Here is a 12,933-nt window from a genome sequence, read left to right on the forward strand (position 1 = left end):
CCTATATAGAGGGGCTTGGCAGTCGAGGAAGTCAGTGGCGTCGCGTACCAGCAAGTTTCACGGAAAGGTCGAGGGAGCAGAGGGCATCTGCGCCGTGCCTGGGTGCCACGCCCCCGGCGAGTTTAAGGCGCCGCTGCAGCCGTCCGATTTCGACGGGCCGGGGGCATGGCGGCTGCTGTGCCTGGACCATGTCCGCGAGCACAATGCGCGCTACAATTACTTCAACGGCATGAGCCCGGAGGAGATTACCGAGGCGCAGGGGCCGTATGGCGGCTGGGAGCGGCAGACGCGGGCCTTCTCCACCGGCGGTGCCGACCCGGCGCCGGCCTGGGCCGACTTTTCCGACCCGCTCGAGGCGATCAGTGCGCGGTTTCAGGGGCGGCGCGCCGAGCCGGCGGTCAGCTCGCGCTTTTCCAAGGAGGAGCGGCGGGCGCTAGGCGTGCTTGGGCTCGGCGAGGACACAGACCGCACCGCCCTTCGCCAGCGCTATTCGCAGCTGGTTCGCAAATTCCACCCTGACCGTAACGGCGGCGACCGCAGCCAGGAGTCGCGGCTAGGCGCCGTTATCGAAGCCTATACGTTGCTGAAGGGCGCCCGCGCCTTTGCTTAGTCGCGGTCCGGCGCTCCCAAGGGGAAGTAGTGGCGATACTTGCGGCCCTCATCCACCGCTCTTGCAACAATCGGATGCGCGAGGAGACGCGCACGATAGGCGGCGAGCTTTGGCCTGGCAGGTCCAATCTCCTGCACCCAATCGGCGTAGAATAACGACGGCGCTGCGGCACAGTCGGCTATCGTGAACTGATCGCCCACTGCCCACGGGCCGTCGCCGAGGTTCGCTTCCAGCCAGTCGTAGGCGGTGGTGAGCCGTTCTATTCCCTTGGAAACCCCATACGGATCTTTGCAGTCCGGAGGCCGAAGGGCATTGGCAACCGCCACGTTCATCTGGTTCATGACGTAAAGGTCGAAGAAGCGGTCCAAGAACCTCGCGCGGCGACCCGCTTCACCGTGCGGAATCCACTGGTGCGTGCCGGGATGATGTGCCTGGAGATGCTCAATGATGCAGCTGGTCTCGAACACCGCCCTGTCGCCGTCGAGGATCAGCGGGAACAAGCCGAAAGGGGAATGGCGGCGGAGCTCGTTCATAACGCCAGGCTGTTCGACGTGCCGGTAGTCGAACGGCGTCTCGTCCGCCCAAAGCGCGATCAGAAGTTTCTGAGTGTAGGATGAGAAGGGGTGACCGAAGAACTGCAGGGTCACCAGCGGTTTTCCTCGATTGCCTTTTGACGTTCCAGCTCGCGCGCGCTGTTCGACTGCGGCCCGGCCCAGCCTTGCTCGATTTCGCCGGCGAACTCGTAAGTGGCGATCACGGCACCGGTACTGGTGACCTTGTGGTTGGTCATCTTCATCGCCTTGGCGGGGGTGCCCTCGCCGAAGATGGTCTTGCCGCCGCCAACCACGGCCGGAAAGGTCATGATCGTCAGTTCGTCCAGCAGCCCATCGCGGATCAGGGCAGGGTAGAGGGTGCTGCTCCCTTGAATCAGCAGGTCGGGACCGTCGCTTTCCTTGATGGCGCGAAGCTCGTCCATGCTGCGCACCGCATGGCTGTTCGACCAGCCGAGGTCGGGATTGCCGCGCGTGAGGACAAACTTGTTCGCGCGTGTGAAGTCCTCGCCCATCTGGATGGCGGCGGCCTCGCCCTCGTCCTTGCCGGTCTTGTCGAAGATCTCGCCGATGCCGGTCGCCTCGCCGCCGACGTATGGCCAGTAGGCCGCGAAGATGTCGTAGGTCCGGCGGCCGAGCAGCAGGTCGTAGGGCTTGCGGAAGAAGCCGTCGATGGCGGCGCCGATGTCCTCGTCGAAGAATTGCGGAAGCCAGCCGCCGAGGGCGAAGCCGCCGCTCGGGTCCTCGGTGGGGCCGCCCGGCGCTTGCATGACGCCGTCGAGCGAGACGAACACGCTGCCCCTGATCTTACGCATCGGCCCGTGCTCCGGCGACGGCGGCTTCGGTCTTGCTGACATCGATCTTGCGCATGTCCATCATTGCCGCAAACGCGGCCTGAGCGATCGCACCGCCTTCCGCCATCGCATCGGTCAGAACGCGCGGTGTGATCTGCCAATTGAGGCCCCACTTGTCCTTGCACCAGCCGCAGGCGCTTTCCTGGCCCCCGTTGCCGACAATGGCATTCCAGTAGCGGTCCGTTTCCTCCTGATCGTCGGTCGCGATCTGGAAGGAGAAGGCCTCCGTCTGCGGGAAATTGGGGCCGCCGTTGAGACCGAGGCAAGGGATGCCGAGAACGGTGAACTCCACCGTCAGCTCATCACCCTTCTTGCCGCCCGGAAAATCGTCGGGTGCCTTGTGGACGGCCTTCACCTCCGTGTTGGGGAAGACAGAGGCGTAGAAGCGTGCTGCCTCGCCCGCTTGATCCTTGTCGTACCAGAGGCAGACCAGATTCTTGGGAGTTGCCATGCTCTTCGCTCCTATGCCTTGCGCGGGCCGACGAGGCCGAAGGCGGCGCCCTGCGGATCCATGCCGTTCAGCGAAAACTCTCCGCCCGGGATCTCCATGGGCTCCATGAACACCTGACCGCCGCCGGCTTTCACTGCTTCGTGCGCCCGGTCTATGTCGTCGACCCCGATGTAAAAGCTCCACATGCTGACCGGCATTTGGGGCATCTTGGGCATCACGGCGCCGATCATCACGTCGCCATGGTATAAGAATTGGTATTTGCCCAATTCCCCCATGTCCATCTCGCCATCCTGCCGCCAGCCGAAGTGGCGGGTGTAGAGGTCGACGGCTGCGGCAGGATCGGAGGTCGACAGCTCGTTCCAGCGAATATGCTGAGGCAGGTCGACCGAGAAGACGTCGCTCTCGGCATTCTCCTGCCCGGCAGGCGGAGTTGGCTTCATCAGGTAGAAGGGGGCGCCCTGAGCGTCAGTGACCATCGCCATCCGGCCGATGCCTTCCACGTCCCAGGCCGGCATCATGACGGTGCCGCCGTCGCCCTCGATCGCCGCCACGGAGGCATCGACGTCATCGACGCCGATGTAGCCGATCCACACCGGCCGGGCGCCTTGACTCTGCATTTCGTCCGTCAGCGGAAGAAGACCACCGGCGTTGCCGCCGTCGCTGCGCTTGATCATGCGATAGCCCATCGGAGCCGCCGACGTGGCGTCGATGTCCCAACCGACCACCGCATCGTAGAAGGCCTTCGCGCCCGCCGCGTCCGGGGTCATCAGTTCGTACCAGATGAAGGTTCCGTGTGGGTTAGGCATTGCTCGCTCCATTGCTCAAGGTGTCGGACAGCGGCTCGAACCCGCCCCAGAACATGCGCTGCCCGACGAACGGCATCTCGCCGTCGGGCTTCATGCTTTCATCGTTCATGATCGCGCCCCACGCCGTGTCGCGCGTCGCCCGGTCGGGCCATTCGATGAAGGAGAAGACGATGGCTTCGCCTTTTTCCGCTTTCACGGCCCGATAGAAGTCCGTGACCTCGCCATGCGAGACGTCGTCGCTGATCGCCTCCACGACGCGGTTGGCGCCATGCTGGCGGAAGACGCCGGCCATTTTGGCGGCCAGCTGGCGGTAGGCTTCGCGATTGTGTTCGGGCACCGGCACAACGAAGCCGTCGATGTAGTTGCCGCCGGGCGTTCCCTCCTCGACAATTGCTTCAAAGCCTCCAAGGATCATACGCTTGCCGTCGAACGGGATGTCGATGTCGCTGCTGGTCATCGCCTCGCTCTGCATCATCCGCGCATTGGCGGCATCGCGGGCGGCGCGATCGGGATATTCGAACCAGGCAAAGCCGACCTTCTCTTCCGGCGCGGCATTCACCGCCATTCGGAAGTCGGTGACCTTGCCTTCGTGGACGTCATTGTCCCAGGTCTCGACGACACGCCCGACGCCGACATCCTGAAGCAAGGGCGCCATTTGCTGCGCGTGCTTGCGATATCTTTCCTTGTTCTCCGCCGGGATGGGGAGGACGAAGCCTTCGAAATAGCTCATGCTGCAAGTCCTTCCGTTTGGTCAAAGTCGCCGAGATGGTCGGTCAGTGCTCGCGCAAACGCCGGCCGTTCCTGCCCGCGGGCGACGTAAGCGCCGAGATTGGGGAAAGGCTCGAGCAGCTTGCCGCGATCGGCGATCCTCAGCACCGTGACCATCATCAGATCGCCAATCGTGAAGCGATCATCCTCCAGCCATTTCCTGTCGCCTAGACGCTCGGAAACCTGGCGAAGTCGCAACCCCGACAGTTCGTCGGCCGAAGGCTTGCTAAGCTTTGCCCATTCCTCGTTGGCGTAGATGCTGTCGAGGAGGACTCGGCGCTGGACGAACGGCTCCACGCTGCTCAGCGCGGCGTGCAGCCATTGGATGGCGGCGTAGCGCCCGCGCGCCTCGCGCGGCAGGAGCGCCTCGGCCTGTTCCCCGACATATTGGAGGATGGCGCCGCTTTCGAAGAGTTCGATGTCCGGGCTAAGAAGATAGGGAACCTGGTTGAACGGCTGCTGCTGAACATAGTCAGTGGGACGATCTCGCGGGTCAAGCAGCCGAACGCGATAGGGGAGACAAGCTTCCTCAAGCGCCCAGCGGACGCGAAGGTCCTTCACCAGGCCTTTGGCGCCATCGGGAACCCAGCCAAAAGCGGTGATCTCGATCGCTGCCGTTTGATCGATCGGCATTGTCCTTCTCCTCTTGTTCAATCCGTTGCGCAGCGCTTCGCTTAGGCGTGCGCATCTTCGGGCGGATGCGCGCCTTGGTCGGCCGCTGCGGCGTTCATCCACATCGGCTCCCAATGATGGCCGTCGGGATCCTCGAAGCTTCGGCCGTACATGAAATCGCCCATCTCCTGCTTGGGACCGGGATCAGCCTTGCCGCCATTGGCGGCGGCCGCCTCGACCATGCGGTCGACCTCCGCCCGGCTGTCCGCGGAGATGCAGAGCAGGACTTGGCTGCTCTTATGCGCGTCGGCGATCGTCTTGCCGGTGAAGGTCGAATAGAATTCGTGCCGGAGCAGCATCACGTAGATGCTGTCGGAAAGGACCATGCAGGCGGCCTGGTCGTTGGTGAACTTGGGTTCATTGGTGGCACCCAACGCCTCGTAGAAGCGCTTGGACCGGTCCAGTTCCACCACCGGCAAATTCACGAAAATCATCCGCGCCATGGTTTTTCTCCTCTCCGCATTCCGATTCGACCTTGTGATTGCGCCAGTCAGTTATATATTGCAACCGTGAAGTTAGAAAAAGCAACCAAGGACTCGCTGGCTCGCGTTAAGCGGCAGTATGATGATGCGTGTGGCCTCGCTCATGCACTCGACTTGATCGGAGAGCGCTGGGCGCTTCTGGTGCTGCGCGAGCTTGCTTATGGTGCGCGTCGTTTTTCGGAGCTGAAGGCCGACCTGCCGGGGATCAGCGCGAACGTGTTGACCCAGCGGCTGACCGATCTCGAAGTGCGAGGCCTGGTGCGTCGGACGAAGCTGCCGCCGCCGGCCTCCGTCCAGGTCTATGAAGCGACGCCCTGGGGCCTTGAAGCGGCACCGCTGATTCGCGCCCTCGGCAAATGGGCCGCGCGTAGTCCGTGGCACGACACCAGCCTCTCGTTCAGCCCGATCTCGGCGATGATGTCGATGGAGACGATGTTCGATGCCGATCGCGCCGGCGATCTTGCAATGACGTTGTCATTCGTCCTGAATGGCACCGCTTTTGCGGCCGAGGTCAGGGACGGCGAGTTTCGCGCCTGGCGGGGAGTGGCCCCCGCGTCGGACGTGAAGTTCGAAGGTGAGCCACGGATGCTCGCGGGCATTCTGTACGGTGGCGCTCCGTTCGAGGTGATGTCCGTCACGGGCGACCTGACGCTTGCCGCACGCTTCGCCGATATCTTCGAGCTGCCGCCCAAGGTCGATGCGCCGCTGCCCGGTTGAGGCGCTCTGCCGCTTGCCCTAAGGCACGCTGCATGACCGACATGTCGAACGCGATGCCCGGAAGCCGGGCCGAAACCCTGCTCGCCACGCCTGACAAGATGATCAAGGTGCGCGACGCGTTCGGCGTCGACAGCGACATGGAAGTGCCGGCCTTCAGCGAGGCCGACGAAAGAGTCCCTGACCTCGACCCGACCTATGTCTTCGATCCCGAAACGACACTGGCGATCTGCGCCGGCTTTGCGCGCAACCGCCGCGTGATGGTCCAGGGCTATCATGGCACCGGCAAGTCGACCCATATCGAGCAGATTGCGGCGCGGCTGAACTGGCCATGCATCCGAATCAACCTGGACGCGCACATCAGCCGCATCGACCTGGTCGGCCGCGACGCCATCGTGCTTCGCGACGGACAGCAGGTGACGGAGTTTCGTGAGGGGCTCTTGCCCTGGGCACTGCAGCATCCCGTCGCTCTCGTGTTCGACGAATATGATGCCGGCCGGCCCGATGTGATGTTCGTCATCCAGCGTGTCCTGGAAGTCGAAGGCAAGCTGACCCTGCTCGACCAGAACAGGGTCATCAGGCCGAACCCGTGGTTCCGTCTGTTCGCCACGACGAACACCATTGGACTTGGCGACACCACCGGCCTCTATCACGGCACGCAGGCCCTCAATCAGGGACAGCTCGACCGCTGGAACATCGTCACGACGCTGAATTACCTGCCTGCCGAGACGGAGGCGCGGATCGTGCTCGCCAAGTCGGGCGAATATGACACGCCCGGTGGCAAGGACGTGGTCGAAAAGATGGTCAAGGTCGCAGGTCTGTCGCGGCAGGGCTTCATCAACGGAGACATCTCCACCGTGATGAGCCCGCGGACGGTTATCAGCTGGGCGCAGAATATGCTGATCTTCGGCGACGTCGGCTTTGCCTTCCGGATCTCCTTCCTCAACAAGTGCGACGAGGCGGAGCGCGGCATCATCGCCGAATATTATCAGCGTGTGTTTGGGCAAGACCTGCCGGAGAGCCTTGTTGCTTCGAACTGAGAGGTCATGAAAAAGGGGCCCCGGATACCGAAGCCCCTTTTCCTTATTGCAGACTATCCGATTACAGGAAGAAGTCTCCGGCTGCGACGTTCGCCGAGCCGAGATTGATCACGAAGTCGGCTACGCCGTTGCCGTCCACATCGCCGGCAACATAGTTGACGCCCGACGTGGTGTAGGTCCGCAACTGGCCGGCGGCGGTGAAGGCCGCGGAGCCGATGAACCCAAACGCATTGTCCCCGCCACCCGTAACGGCATCGATGGCCTTGAGGTCGATCTTGTCGACGCCCGCCGCGAAATCGGTGATCGTATCCGTGAAGCCGATCTGCTCGATCACGAAGCGGTCGGCGCCGCCCGCGCCCGTGTAGTTGTCGGCACCGGCACCGCCGAACAGCGAGTTGGCGACATCGTTACCGCGCAGGACGTCGTTACCGGCCCCCGTACGGCCATTCTCGACCGTGGTGTTATACGCAATGCCGATATTGTCGCTGAGGAAGCCGGGGTTGGAACCCAGCACGCCGTCGTAAAGCGCGTTCCACTGGGCCTGCGTCAAATTGCCGAGGCCGACGGTGTCCAGTTCCGCCTCGACGCCGTAGTTGTACCCGGTGCTGAAGGCACCCGGACGCAGGTCGAGCGTGATCCGGCCGCCGGTGAAACCGCTCAGGTCCAGCATGTCGGTTCCGCCGGCATCGTAGATGGTCAGGAACGGATTCTTGTTGATGGAGAAATCAAACACGGCGCGATCGGCGGTCGAGCCGAACCCGTAGACCGTATTGCCGGTGCGGGTGGTGGTTTCGACACCATATAATTCCTGCGCCGCAGCGATGTCATGAACCATCGGCGTTTGCGGCGTCTGGTAATAACCGCCGGTCGCCCAGTTCACCGAACCGAATGCACCGCTGAAGCGGTGGCTGAAGTAGGACATGATCGAGAACTGATAGGTGTCCTGATAAAATTCGGCGTCGTTCGCATAGGTGATCGGGTCTGGCACACCGTCGCCATTCTTGTCGTCGCTGGCATTATAATCGCCGGTGTGGCTGAGACCGATCGCGTGACCGATCTCGTGCGTCAGGGCCGTCTGGCCGTAGCCGCCATAATATAGGTCGAAGTTATCCGGCTGCCCGGCGTTGACGTAGACGTCGCCTTCGATCTTGCCATACTTGCCCTGATAATCGGGGATAAAGGCCGCAGCCTGGCCAGGTCCACCTTCGCCGGTGTTCATGAACAGGATGTCGGCGCCGCGACCGTTCGACTCCTTGAACTCCGCGTCGAGAACGTCGTCCCACAGCGCAATCGAGTCGCGCGCCGCGGCACGCTGTTCGGCGGTGAATGTCGAGAAATCGCCGACGAGGCCGGCCAGATAGGTTTCGTGCGGATTGTTGTACTGCCCGCCCGGTCCTTTCTCTAGAAAGCTGTAGGTGATCTTTCCGTCGCCACCGCCAACGTTCCAGGAGCCGCCGGTCCTCGTCAGATTGTCCACCGCTCCATCCAGCGTGAGATATTGCTTGCCATTCGGTGCGACGCCCGTCTGGTCGGGCGCGATATAGCGAATGCCGCTGATCGAAGGATTCGAGCCGCTGACTGTCGTAGAATTCAGATCAAGAACAGTTCTTTGCACAATGGTCTCCCATGTCGTTGAACGCTGCCATCTGAGCCCCTCCGAAATCCCTGGCGATGCACCAACCGCAGCGAATGGCGAGAACCTGAAAAGGTTAAGGGAAACTGTCAACGTATATTAACCGATTGAGCTGATTTTGTTTTTCCTTGGATGAAGCGTGCATTCAGGACGGCGCTTCCAGAGACAATTCGGGACGTTTAGAGGGTCGTAGTGGCTGATCGCACCGAGAGATTCAGAGCAGCACTCGCCGGCGCAGCGAGGGCAATCGCGCGCGACCCTGAGATTGAAGTCGTCTTCTCCTCCGACTCCACACCCGCCATCGGCAAAGTTGCGCGGGTCACGTCGCCTGCATCGGCTGGCACCGACTTCAACCCGACCTTGGTCGCGGAGGCGCGTGGCGCGGCCGACGCCGTTGCGCTTCGGCTGAGGCACCACGACGCCGTGATCCACCAGTCGGGTGCGCCCGCAGACCGCGAGGCCCGGGCTGTATTCGACGCCTTGGAAACGGCGCGAGTCGAGGCGCTTGGCGCCCGGGCGATGGCTGGCGTGCGGGCCAATCTGGCCGAGTTGACCCGGGCGCGGGTTCGGGCCGACGCCATCGTGGGGGCCCGCTCAGCCGAGGAAGTCCCCTTGGCCACGGCGCTGGGCCTGCTCGCCCGGCAGCGTCTTAGTGGCGAGGCACCGCCGGACGCTGCCAAGGCGGCGCTGGACATGGTGGCGAACGATATCGAGCTTCGCGCCGGCGCTGAACTCGATGCCTTGGCGCTCACCATCGACGATCAGGAGGCCTTCGCCAAGGTGGCGCGCCGGCTGCTTCAGGATCTCGATCTGGCGCCTGCCGAAGAACCGCAGGAGGAAGAGCCGGACGCGGAGGATGGCGACGACCAGGCCGACGAGGGCGGTGCAGAGGACAATTCGGAAGGTGACGATCAGGGGGAGGGCGGAGCCGAGCCGGAAATCCGTGGTCAGGAAGAGCAATCCGCGTCCGACAATGAGCAGGAGGCGCTTGAAACCGAACGAGGCGAGGATGATGCCGGTAGTGGCGATGATGCCGAGGACGGCGGGCTGACCGCGCCTGCACCACGCAATTGGGACTTGTTGCCGCCGACCGATTACCGTGCCTTCACGACGAACTTCGATGAGATGGTCGAAGCCAAGGATCTCTGCGACGCCGTCGAGCTTGGCCGGTTGCGCGCCTATTTGGACCAGCAGATGGCCAGCCTTCAAACGGTGGTCATGCGGCTCGCCAACCGACTCCAGCGGCGGCTTCTTGCACAGCAGGCCCGCAGCTGGGACTTCGACCAGGAGGAAGGGCTGCTCGACTCGGGCCGCCTGGCACGGGTCGTAGTCAGTCCCGGCCAGTCACTCAGCTACAAGGTCGAGCGGGATACCGAATTCCGCGACACGATCGTCAGCATCCTGATCGACAATAGCGGGTCTATGCGGGGCCGGCCGATCGCGACGGCGGCCATCTGCGCCGACATATTAGCGCGCACGATGGAGCGCTGCGGCGTTGCGACCGAAGTGCTGGGCTTCACGACCCGTGCGTGGAAGGGCGGACAGAGCCGGGAAGCCTGGCTGGCCGAAGGACGCCCCGCGCAGCCCGGGCGCCTGAACGACCTTCGGCATGTCGTCTACAAGCGGGCCGACGAGCCATACCGGCATTCGCGCCGCAACCTTGGGCTGATGATGCGTGAGGGATTGCTGAAAGAGAATATCGACGGGGAAGCCTTGCTCTGGGCCCACAATCGCCTGCTTGCACGGCCCGAGGAACGGCGAATCCTCATGGTGATCTCCGACGGTGCGCCGGTGGACGATTCCACGGCGTCCGCGAACGGCGGCACCTACCTGGAGCGGCATCTTCGGCAGGTGATCGAATGGATCGAGCGGCGGTCGACGGTGGAACTGCTGGCGATCGGCATCGGCCACGACGTCACCCGCTACTACAATCGGGCGGTCACCATCATGGATGCCGACCAGCTCGCCGGGGCCATGGTCGAGCAACTGGCCCAGCTGTTCGACCATCAATGAACCGGGAAGAAAATGGGCCTGGCACAGTTGCCCGTGCCAGGCCCCCCTCGAAACGCGACGCGAGGGAACCAGTATGACGGGGAAAAAGGGGAAAACCCCGTCGAATGAAGGGCTTATGCCTCACTCGGCTACAATGGTCCCTGAACGGCGATTGCAGCTTCCATTCACATTTCCCGAGTTGTTTCAGCTACTTGCCTTTGTTCTGCTGTTTGTCGGAGGTTGGCAGTATCTATCGCGGCGGCCGAACCTGGTCCTGCTTCCGCCGGCGCTCGCGGAGGTTCACTTCAGGTCTGCCTCGATGCCGCTCGTGTCCTCCGCGCGGCTTCGACTTTGGGGTGCTTGGGTGTTGTCCAGCAAGGATCCGCGGTTCGGCGGCTTCTCGGGCCTTGCGTTGGACCGTGGCCGGCTGCTTGCCCTGACCGACCAGGGAAGCGTCGCCTGGCTCCCGTGGCCGGACTCCGCGGACAAGAGGATGCTGATCCGGCAGTTGCCCGATGGGCCGTACAGCCGGGAATATACCTGGTACCGGGACACGGAAGCGCTGTCGCGCGACCCGCAGGGGCGCGGGTGGTGGGTCAGTTTCGAAAAGGCGAACGAGCTGTGGCTCTATGACCTGGCGCTGAGGCGCGCCTTGAAGCGGGTTCGGCTCGGGTTGTATCGGTGGCCCACCAACCTCGGGATCGAGGGGCTGGTTGCTCGCCCTGGCCCGGAACTGCTGATGTTCCCTGAGGCCGAACCGCGCATGTTTGCAATGCGGCGTGGTCGTGGCGTCGCTCAGGGGCTGGCGGGTGGTCAGCTGAAAGTTTCCGAAGCCGCCATGTTGCCCGGCGGAAAAGTCATCGCGCTTGAGCGCGATCTAAGCCTCGGCTTTTCCAACCGGCTGGTGTGGCTTCAGGAAAGTCCGCACGGGTGGCGCGTTGTCCGCCGGCTTCAACTCCCGGCGGGATTGCTCGACAATCTGGAGGGAATGACAGTGCAGCCACTGCCCAACGGGTCAAACCGGCTATGGATGATCAGCGACGACAATTTCCAGCGCCCATTGAGAACGCTACTGATTGCCGTGGACCTGCCGCCAGAGCGGCAAGGTGCTTAGGCTGCGGCCTGCTGCTTCTTGACAAGGTCGCGCTTCAGCTTGCGCACGCGGGTGCTAAGCTTTTCGTCGCTGGTCTTCAGGAGCCAATTGTCGAGCCCGCCGACATGTTCGACCGAGCGAAGCCCGTGAGTCGAAACGCGCAGCTTGACGCTCTGGCCGAGGCCGTCGGAGATCAGCGTCACATTCTGCAGGTTCGGCAGAAAGGTCCGCTTGGTCTTGTTGTTGGCGTGGGAAACATTGTTGCCCACCTGCCGGCCCTTGCCGGTCAGCTCGCAAACGCGCGACATGGTTTCATCCTGATGTTAAGCGAGCACCGTGAAAGCGCCCGGAAAGCGCCGCCCGTTAGCGTGCGAGCCGGCGTTCGTCAACTTGTTCGGACGTTTCGGAAACCTGAAGCGGCATACGCGTTAACATGGATGAAGACCCTAATTCGTGACCGGGAGCCGCAATGCGCACCATCCTGCTGATTCTCATTGTTGGCGTCCTTGCCCTGATCGGCGCCGTCGCGACGGGCTTCGTCAGTCTGAACCAAACCAAGCCGGCGCAGGCGCCAACGGTGGCGGCAACCGGTGACGGCGTCACGGCGAAGGGTGGCCAGGCACCCGCGTTTGATGTTCAGACCGGCTCGGTCAAGGTCGGCGTGGAAGAAAAACAGGTGAAGGTGCCGACATTGAAGGTCGAGCCTGCCGAACCCGCCCAGCCTGCCGTCAACGCCCAGTAAGCTGACTCCGCGCCTCACCTGCGGTAGCAGTGGGCATGGCATTTCCACTGCCCTCTCCGATGCGCCGTGCGCTGGACCTTGCTCGCGAGGCAGGGGAGGCGGGTGAGGTCCCGGTTGGAGCGGTGATCACCCGCGGAGACGTGGTGGTTGCGGAAGCCCGTAACGCGATGCGTGGCTCATGCGATCCGACGGCACATGCCGAGATGGTTGCGATCCGCGCGGCAGGGACGGCGCTTGGCACCTCGCGACTGGACGATTGCACCATCTGGGTCTCGCTGGAACCATGCGCAATGTGCGCCGCCGCCCTCTCGGTCGCTCGTCTGCAGGCGCTTCGCTTCGCGGCGGAAGACCCCAAGGGGGGCGGTGTGGTGCACGGCCCGCGCATCTTTGCGCAACCGACCTGTCACCACCGCCCGGAGGTGATCGGCGGCCTGGGCGAAGAAGAGTCGAGCGCGCTCCTACGGAGCTTCTTCGAGAGCCGTCGTTAGCGCCTTGTGAATCTAACTACCCACAGTTTAATAGATC

16 protein-coding genes are annotated in these 12,933 nt (G+C 63.2%); 7 read left to right on the forward strand and 9 right to left on the reverse strand.

The features are described from left to right. Positions 1–34: 34 nt before the first annotated feature. A complete protein-coding gene (locus G7077_RS08665) occupies positions 35–610 on the forward strand; it encodes a J domain-containing protein (RefSeq protein WP_166411348.1) in 576 nt (191 codons plus the stop codon). Here the strand turns inward: G7077_RS08665 and G7077_RS08670 are convergent. From G7077_RS08670 to G7077_RS08700, 7 genes are read right to left on the reverse strand one after another with little or no spacing between them, the layout of a single operon-like run. Continuing rightward, complete coding sequence (locus tag G7077_RS08670) at positions 607–1,257, reverse strand: glutathione S-transferase family protein (RefSeq protein ID WP_166411349.1); 651 nt, start codon at positions 1,255–1,257, stop codon at positions 607–609. The two genes, G7077_RS08665 and G7077_RS08670, sit on opposite strands and share 4 nt — an antisense overlap. Next, positions 1,254–1,976, reverse strand: coding sequence for a dihydrofolate reductase family protein (locus tag G7077_RS08675; RefSeq protein WP_166411350.1), 723 nt, complete (start codon positions 1,974–1,976; stop codon positions 1,254–1,256). Before G7077_RS08675 ends, G7077_RS08670 begins: the two co-directional genes overlap by 4 nt. Further along, on the reverse strand, positions 1,969–2,466 hold the full coding sequence (locus G7077_RS08680; protein WP_166411351.1) for a VOC family protein: 498 nt from the start codon (positions 2,464–2,466) through the stop codon (positions 1,969–1,971). Before G7077_RS08680 ends, G7077_RS08675 begins: the two co-directional genes overlap by 8 nt. Positions 2,467–2,477: 11 nt before the next feature. Beyond that, positions 2,478–3,272: a VOC family protein gene (locus G7077_RS08685; protein ID WP_166411352.1), complete on the reverse strand. Its 795-nt coding sequence runs from the start codon at positions 3,270–3,272 to the stop codon at positions 2,478–2,480. Further along, the gene (locus G7077_RS14415) at positions 3,265–4,002 is read right to left on the reverse strand and encodes a DUF1428 domain-containing protein (protein ID WP_166411353.1); all 738 of its coding nucleotides are present in this window, start codon (positions 4,000–4,002) and stop codon (positions 3,265–3,267) included. Before G7077_RS14415 ends, G7077_RS08685 begins: the two co-directional genes overlap by 8 nt. Beyond that, complete coding sequence (locus G7077_RS08695) at positions 3,999–4,673, reverse strand: glutathione S-transferase family protein (protein ID WP_166411354.1); 675 nt, start codon at positions 4,671–4,673, stop codon at positions 3,999–4,001. Before G7077_RS08695 ends, G7077_RS14415 begins: the two co-directional genes overlap by 4 nt. Positions 4,674–4,714: 41 nt before the next feature. Then, on the reverse strand, positions 4,715–5,155 hold the full coding sequence (locus tag G7077_RS08700; RefSeq protein WP_166411355.1) for a VOC family protein: 441 nt from the start codon (positions 5,153–5,155) through the stop codon (positions 4,715–4,717). Between the two features lie 66 nt (positions 5,156–5,221). Between G7077_RS08700 and G7077_RS08705 the strand changes: the two genes are divergently transcribed. Both G7077_RS08705 and cobS read left to right on the forward strand, forming a co-directional pair. Beyond that, entirely contained in the window at positions 5,222–5,911 is a 690-nt protein-coding gene (locus tag G7077_RS08705; RefSeq protein WP_166411356.1) for a winged helix-turn-helix transcriptional regulator, read from the forward strand. Between the two features lie 32 nt (positions 5,912–5,943). Further along, complete coding sequence (gene cobS, locus G7077_RS08710; RefSeq protein WP_166411357.1) at positions 5,944–6,948, forward strand: cobaltochelatase subunit CobS; 1,005 nt, start codon at positions 5,944–5,946, stop codon at positions 6,946–6,948. 61 nt (positions 6,949–7,009) lie between these two features. On the opposite strand, the gene G7077_RS08715 is transcribed toward cobS, so the two are convergent. Next, positions 7,010–8,563 (reverse strand): M10 family metallopeptidase C-terminal domain-containing protein, encoded by a 1,554-nt coding sequence (locus G7077_RS08715; RefSeq protein ID WP_166411358.1) that lies wholly within the window; start codon positions 8,561–8,563, stop codon positions 7,010–7,012. A 210-nt stretch (positions 8,564–8,773) separates the two neighbouring features. Between G7077_RS08715 and cobT the strand changes: the two genes are divergently transcribed. Together cobT and G7077_RS08725 are read left to right on the forward strand one after the other, a co-directional pair. Further along, positions 8,774–10,594 (forward strand): cobaltochelatase subunit CobT, encoded by a 1,821-nt coding sequence (gene cobT / locus G7077_RS08720; RefSeq protein ID WP_166411359.1) that lies wholly within the window; start codon positions 8,774–8,776, stop codon positions 10,592–10,594. 343 nt (positions 10,595–10,937) lie between these two features. Next, on the forward strand, positions 10,938–11,687 hold the full coding sequence (locus tag G7077_RS08725; RefSeq protein WP_166411360.1) for an esterase-like activity of phytase family protein: 750 nt from the start codon (positions 10,938–10,940) through the stop codon (positions 11,685–11,687). Here the strand turns inward: G7077_RS08725 and rpmB are convergent. After that, positions 11,684–11,974 carry a 50S ribosomal protein L28 gene (rpmB, locus tag G7077_RS08730; protein ID WP_166411361.1) on the reverse strand — a complete coding sequence of 97 codons (291 nt, stop codon included), beginning with the start codon at positions 11,972–11,974 and terminating at the stop codon, positions 11,684–11,686. The genes G7077_RS08725 and rpmB overlap by 4 nt on opposite strands. A gap of 161 nt (positions 11,975–12,135) precedes the next feature. Here rpmB and G7077_RS08735 point away from each other — a divergent pair, with 161 nt between their 5' ends. Together G7077_RS08735 and G7077_RS08740 are read left to right on the forward strand one after the other, a co-directional pair. After that, positions 12,136–12,408, forward strand: coding sequence for a hypothetical protein (locus tag G7077_RS08735; RefSeq protein WP_166411362.1), 273 nt, complete (start codon positions 12,136–12,138; stop codon positions 12,406–12,408). A 35-nt stretch (positions 12,409–12,443) separates the two neighbouring features. Next, on the forward strand, positions 12,444–12,896 hold the full coding sequence (locus G7077_RS08740; RefSeq protein WP_166411363.1) for a nucleoside deaminase: 453 nt from the start codon (positions 12,444–12,446) through the stop codon (positions 12,894–12,896). Positions 12,897–12,933 lie beyond the last annotated feature (37 nt).

Source organism: Sphingomonas piscis (genome assembly GCF_011300455.1).
In the GTDB taxonomy this organism is placed as follows: Bacteria; Pseudomonadota; Alphaproteobacteria; order Sphingomonadales; family Sphingomonadaceae; genus Sphingomicrobium; species Sphingomicrobium piscis.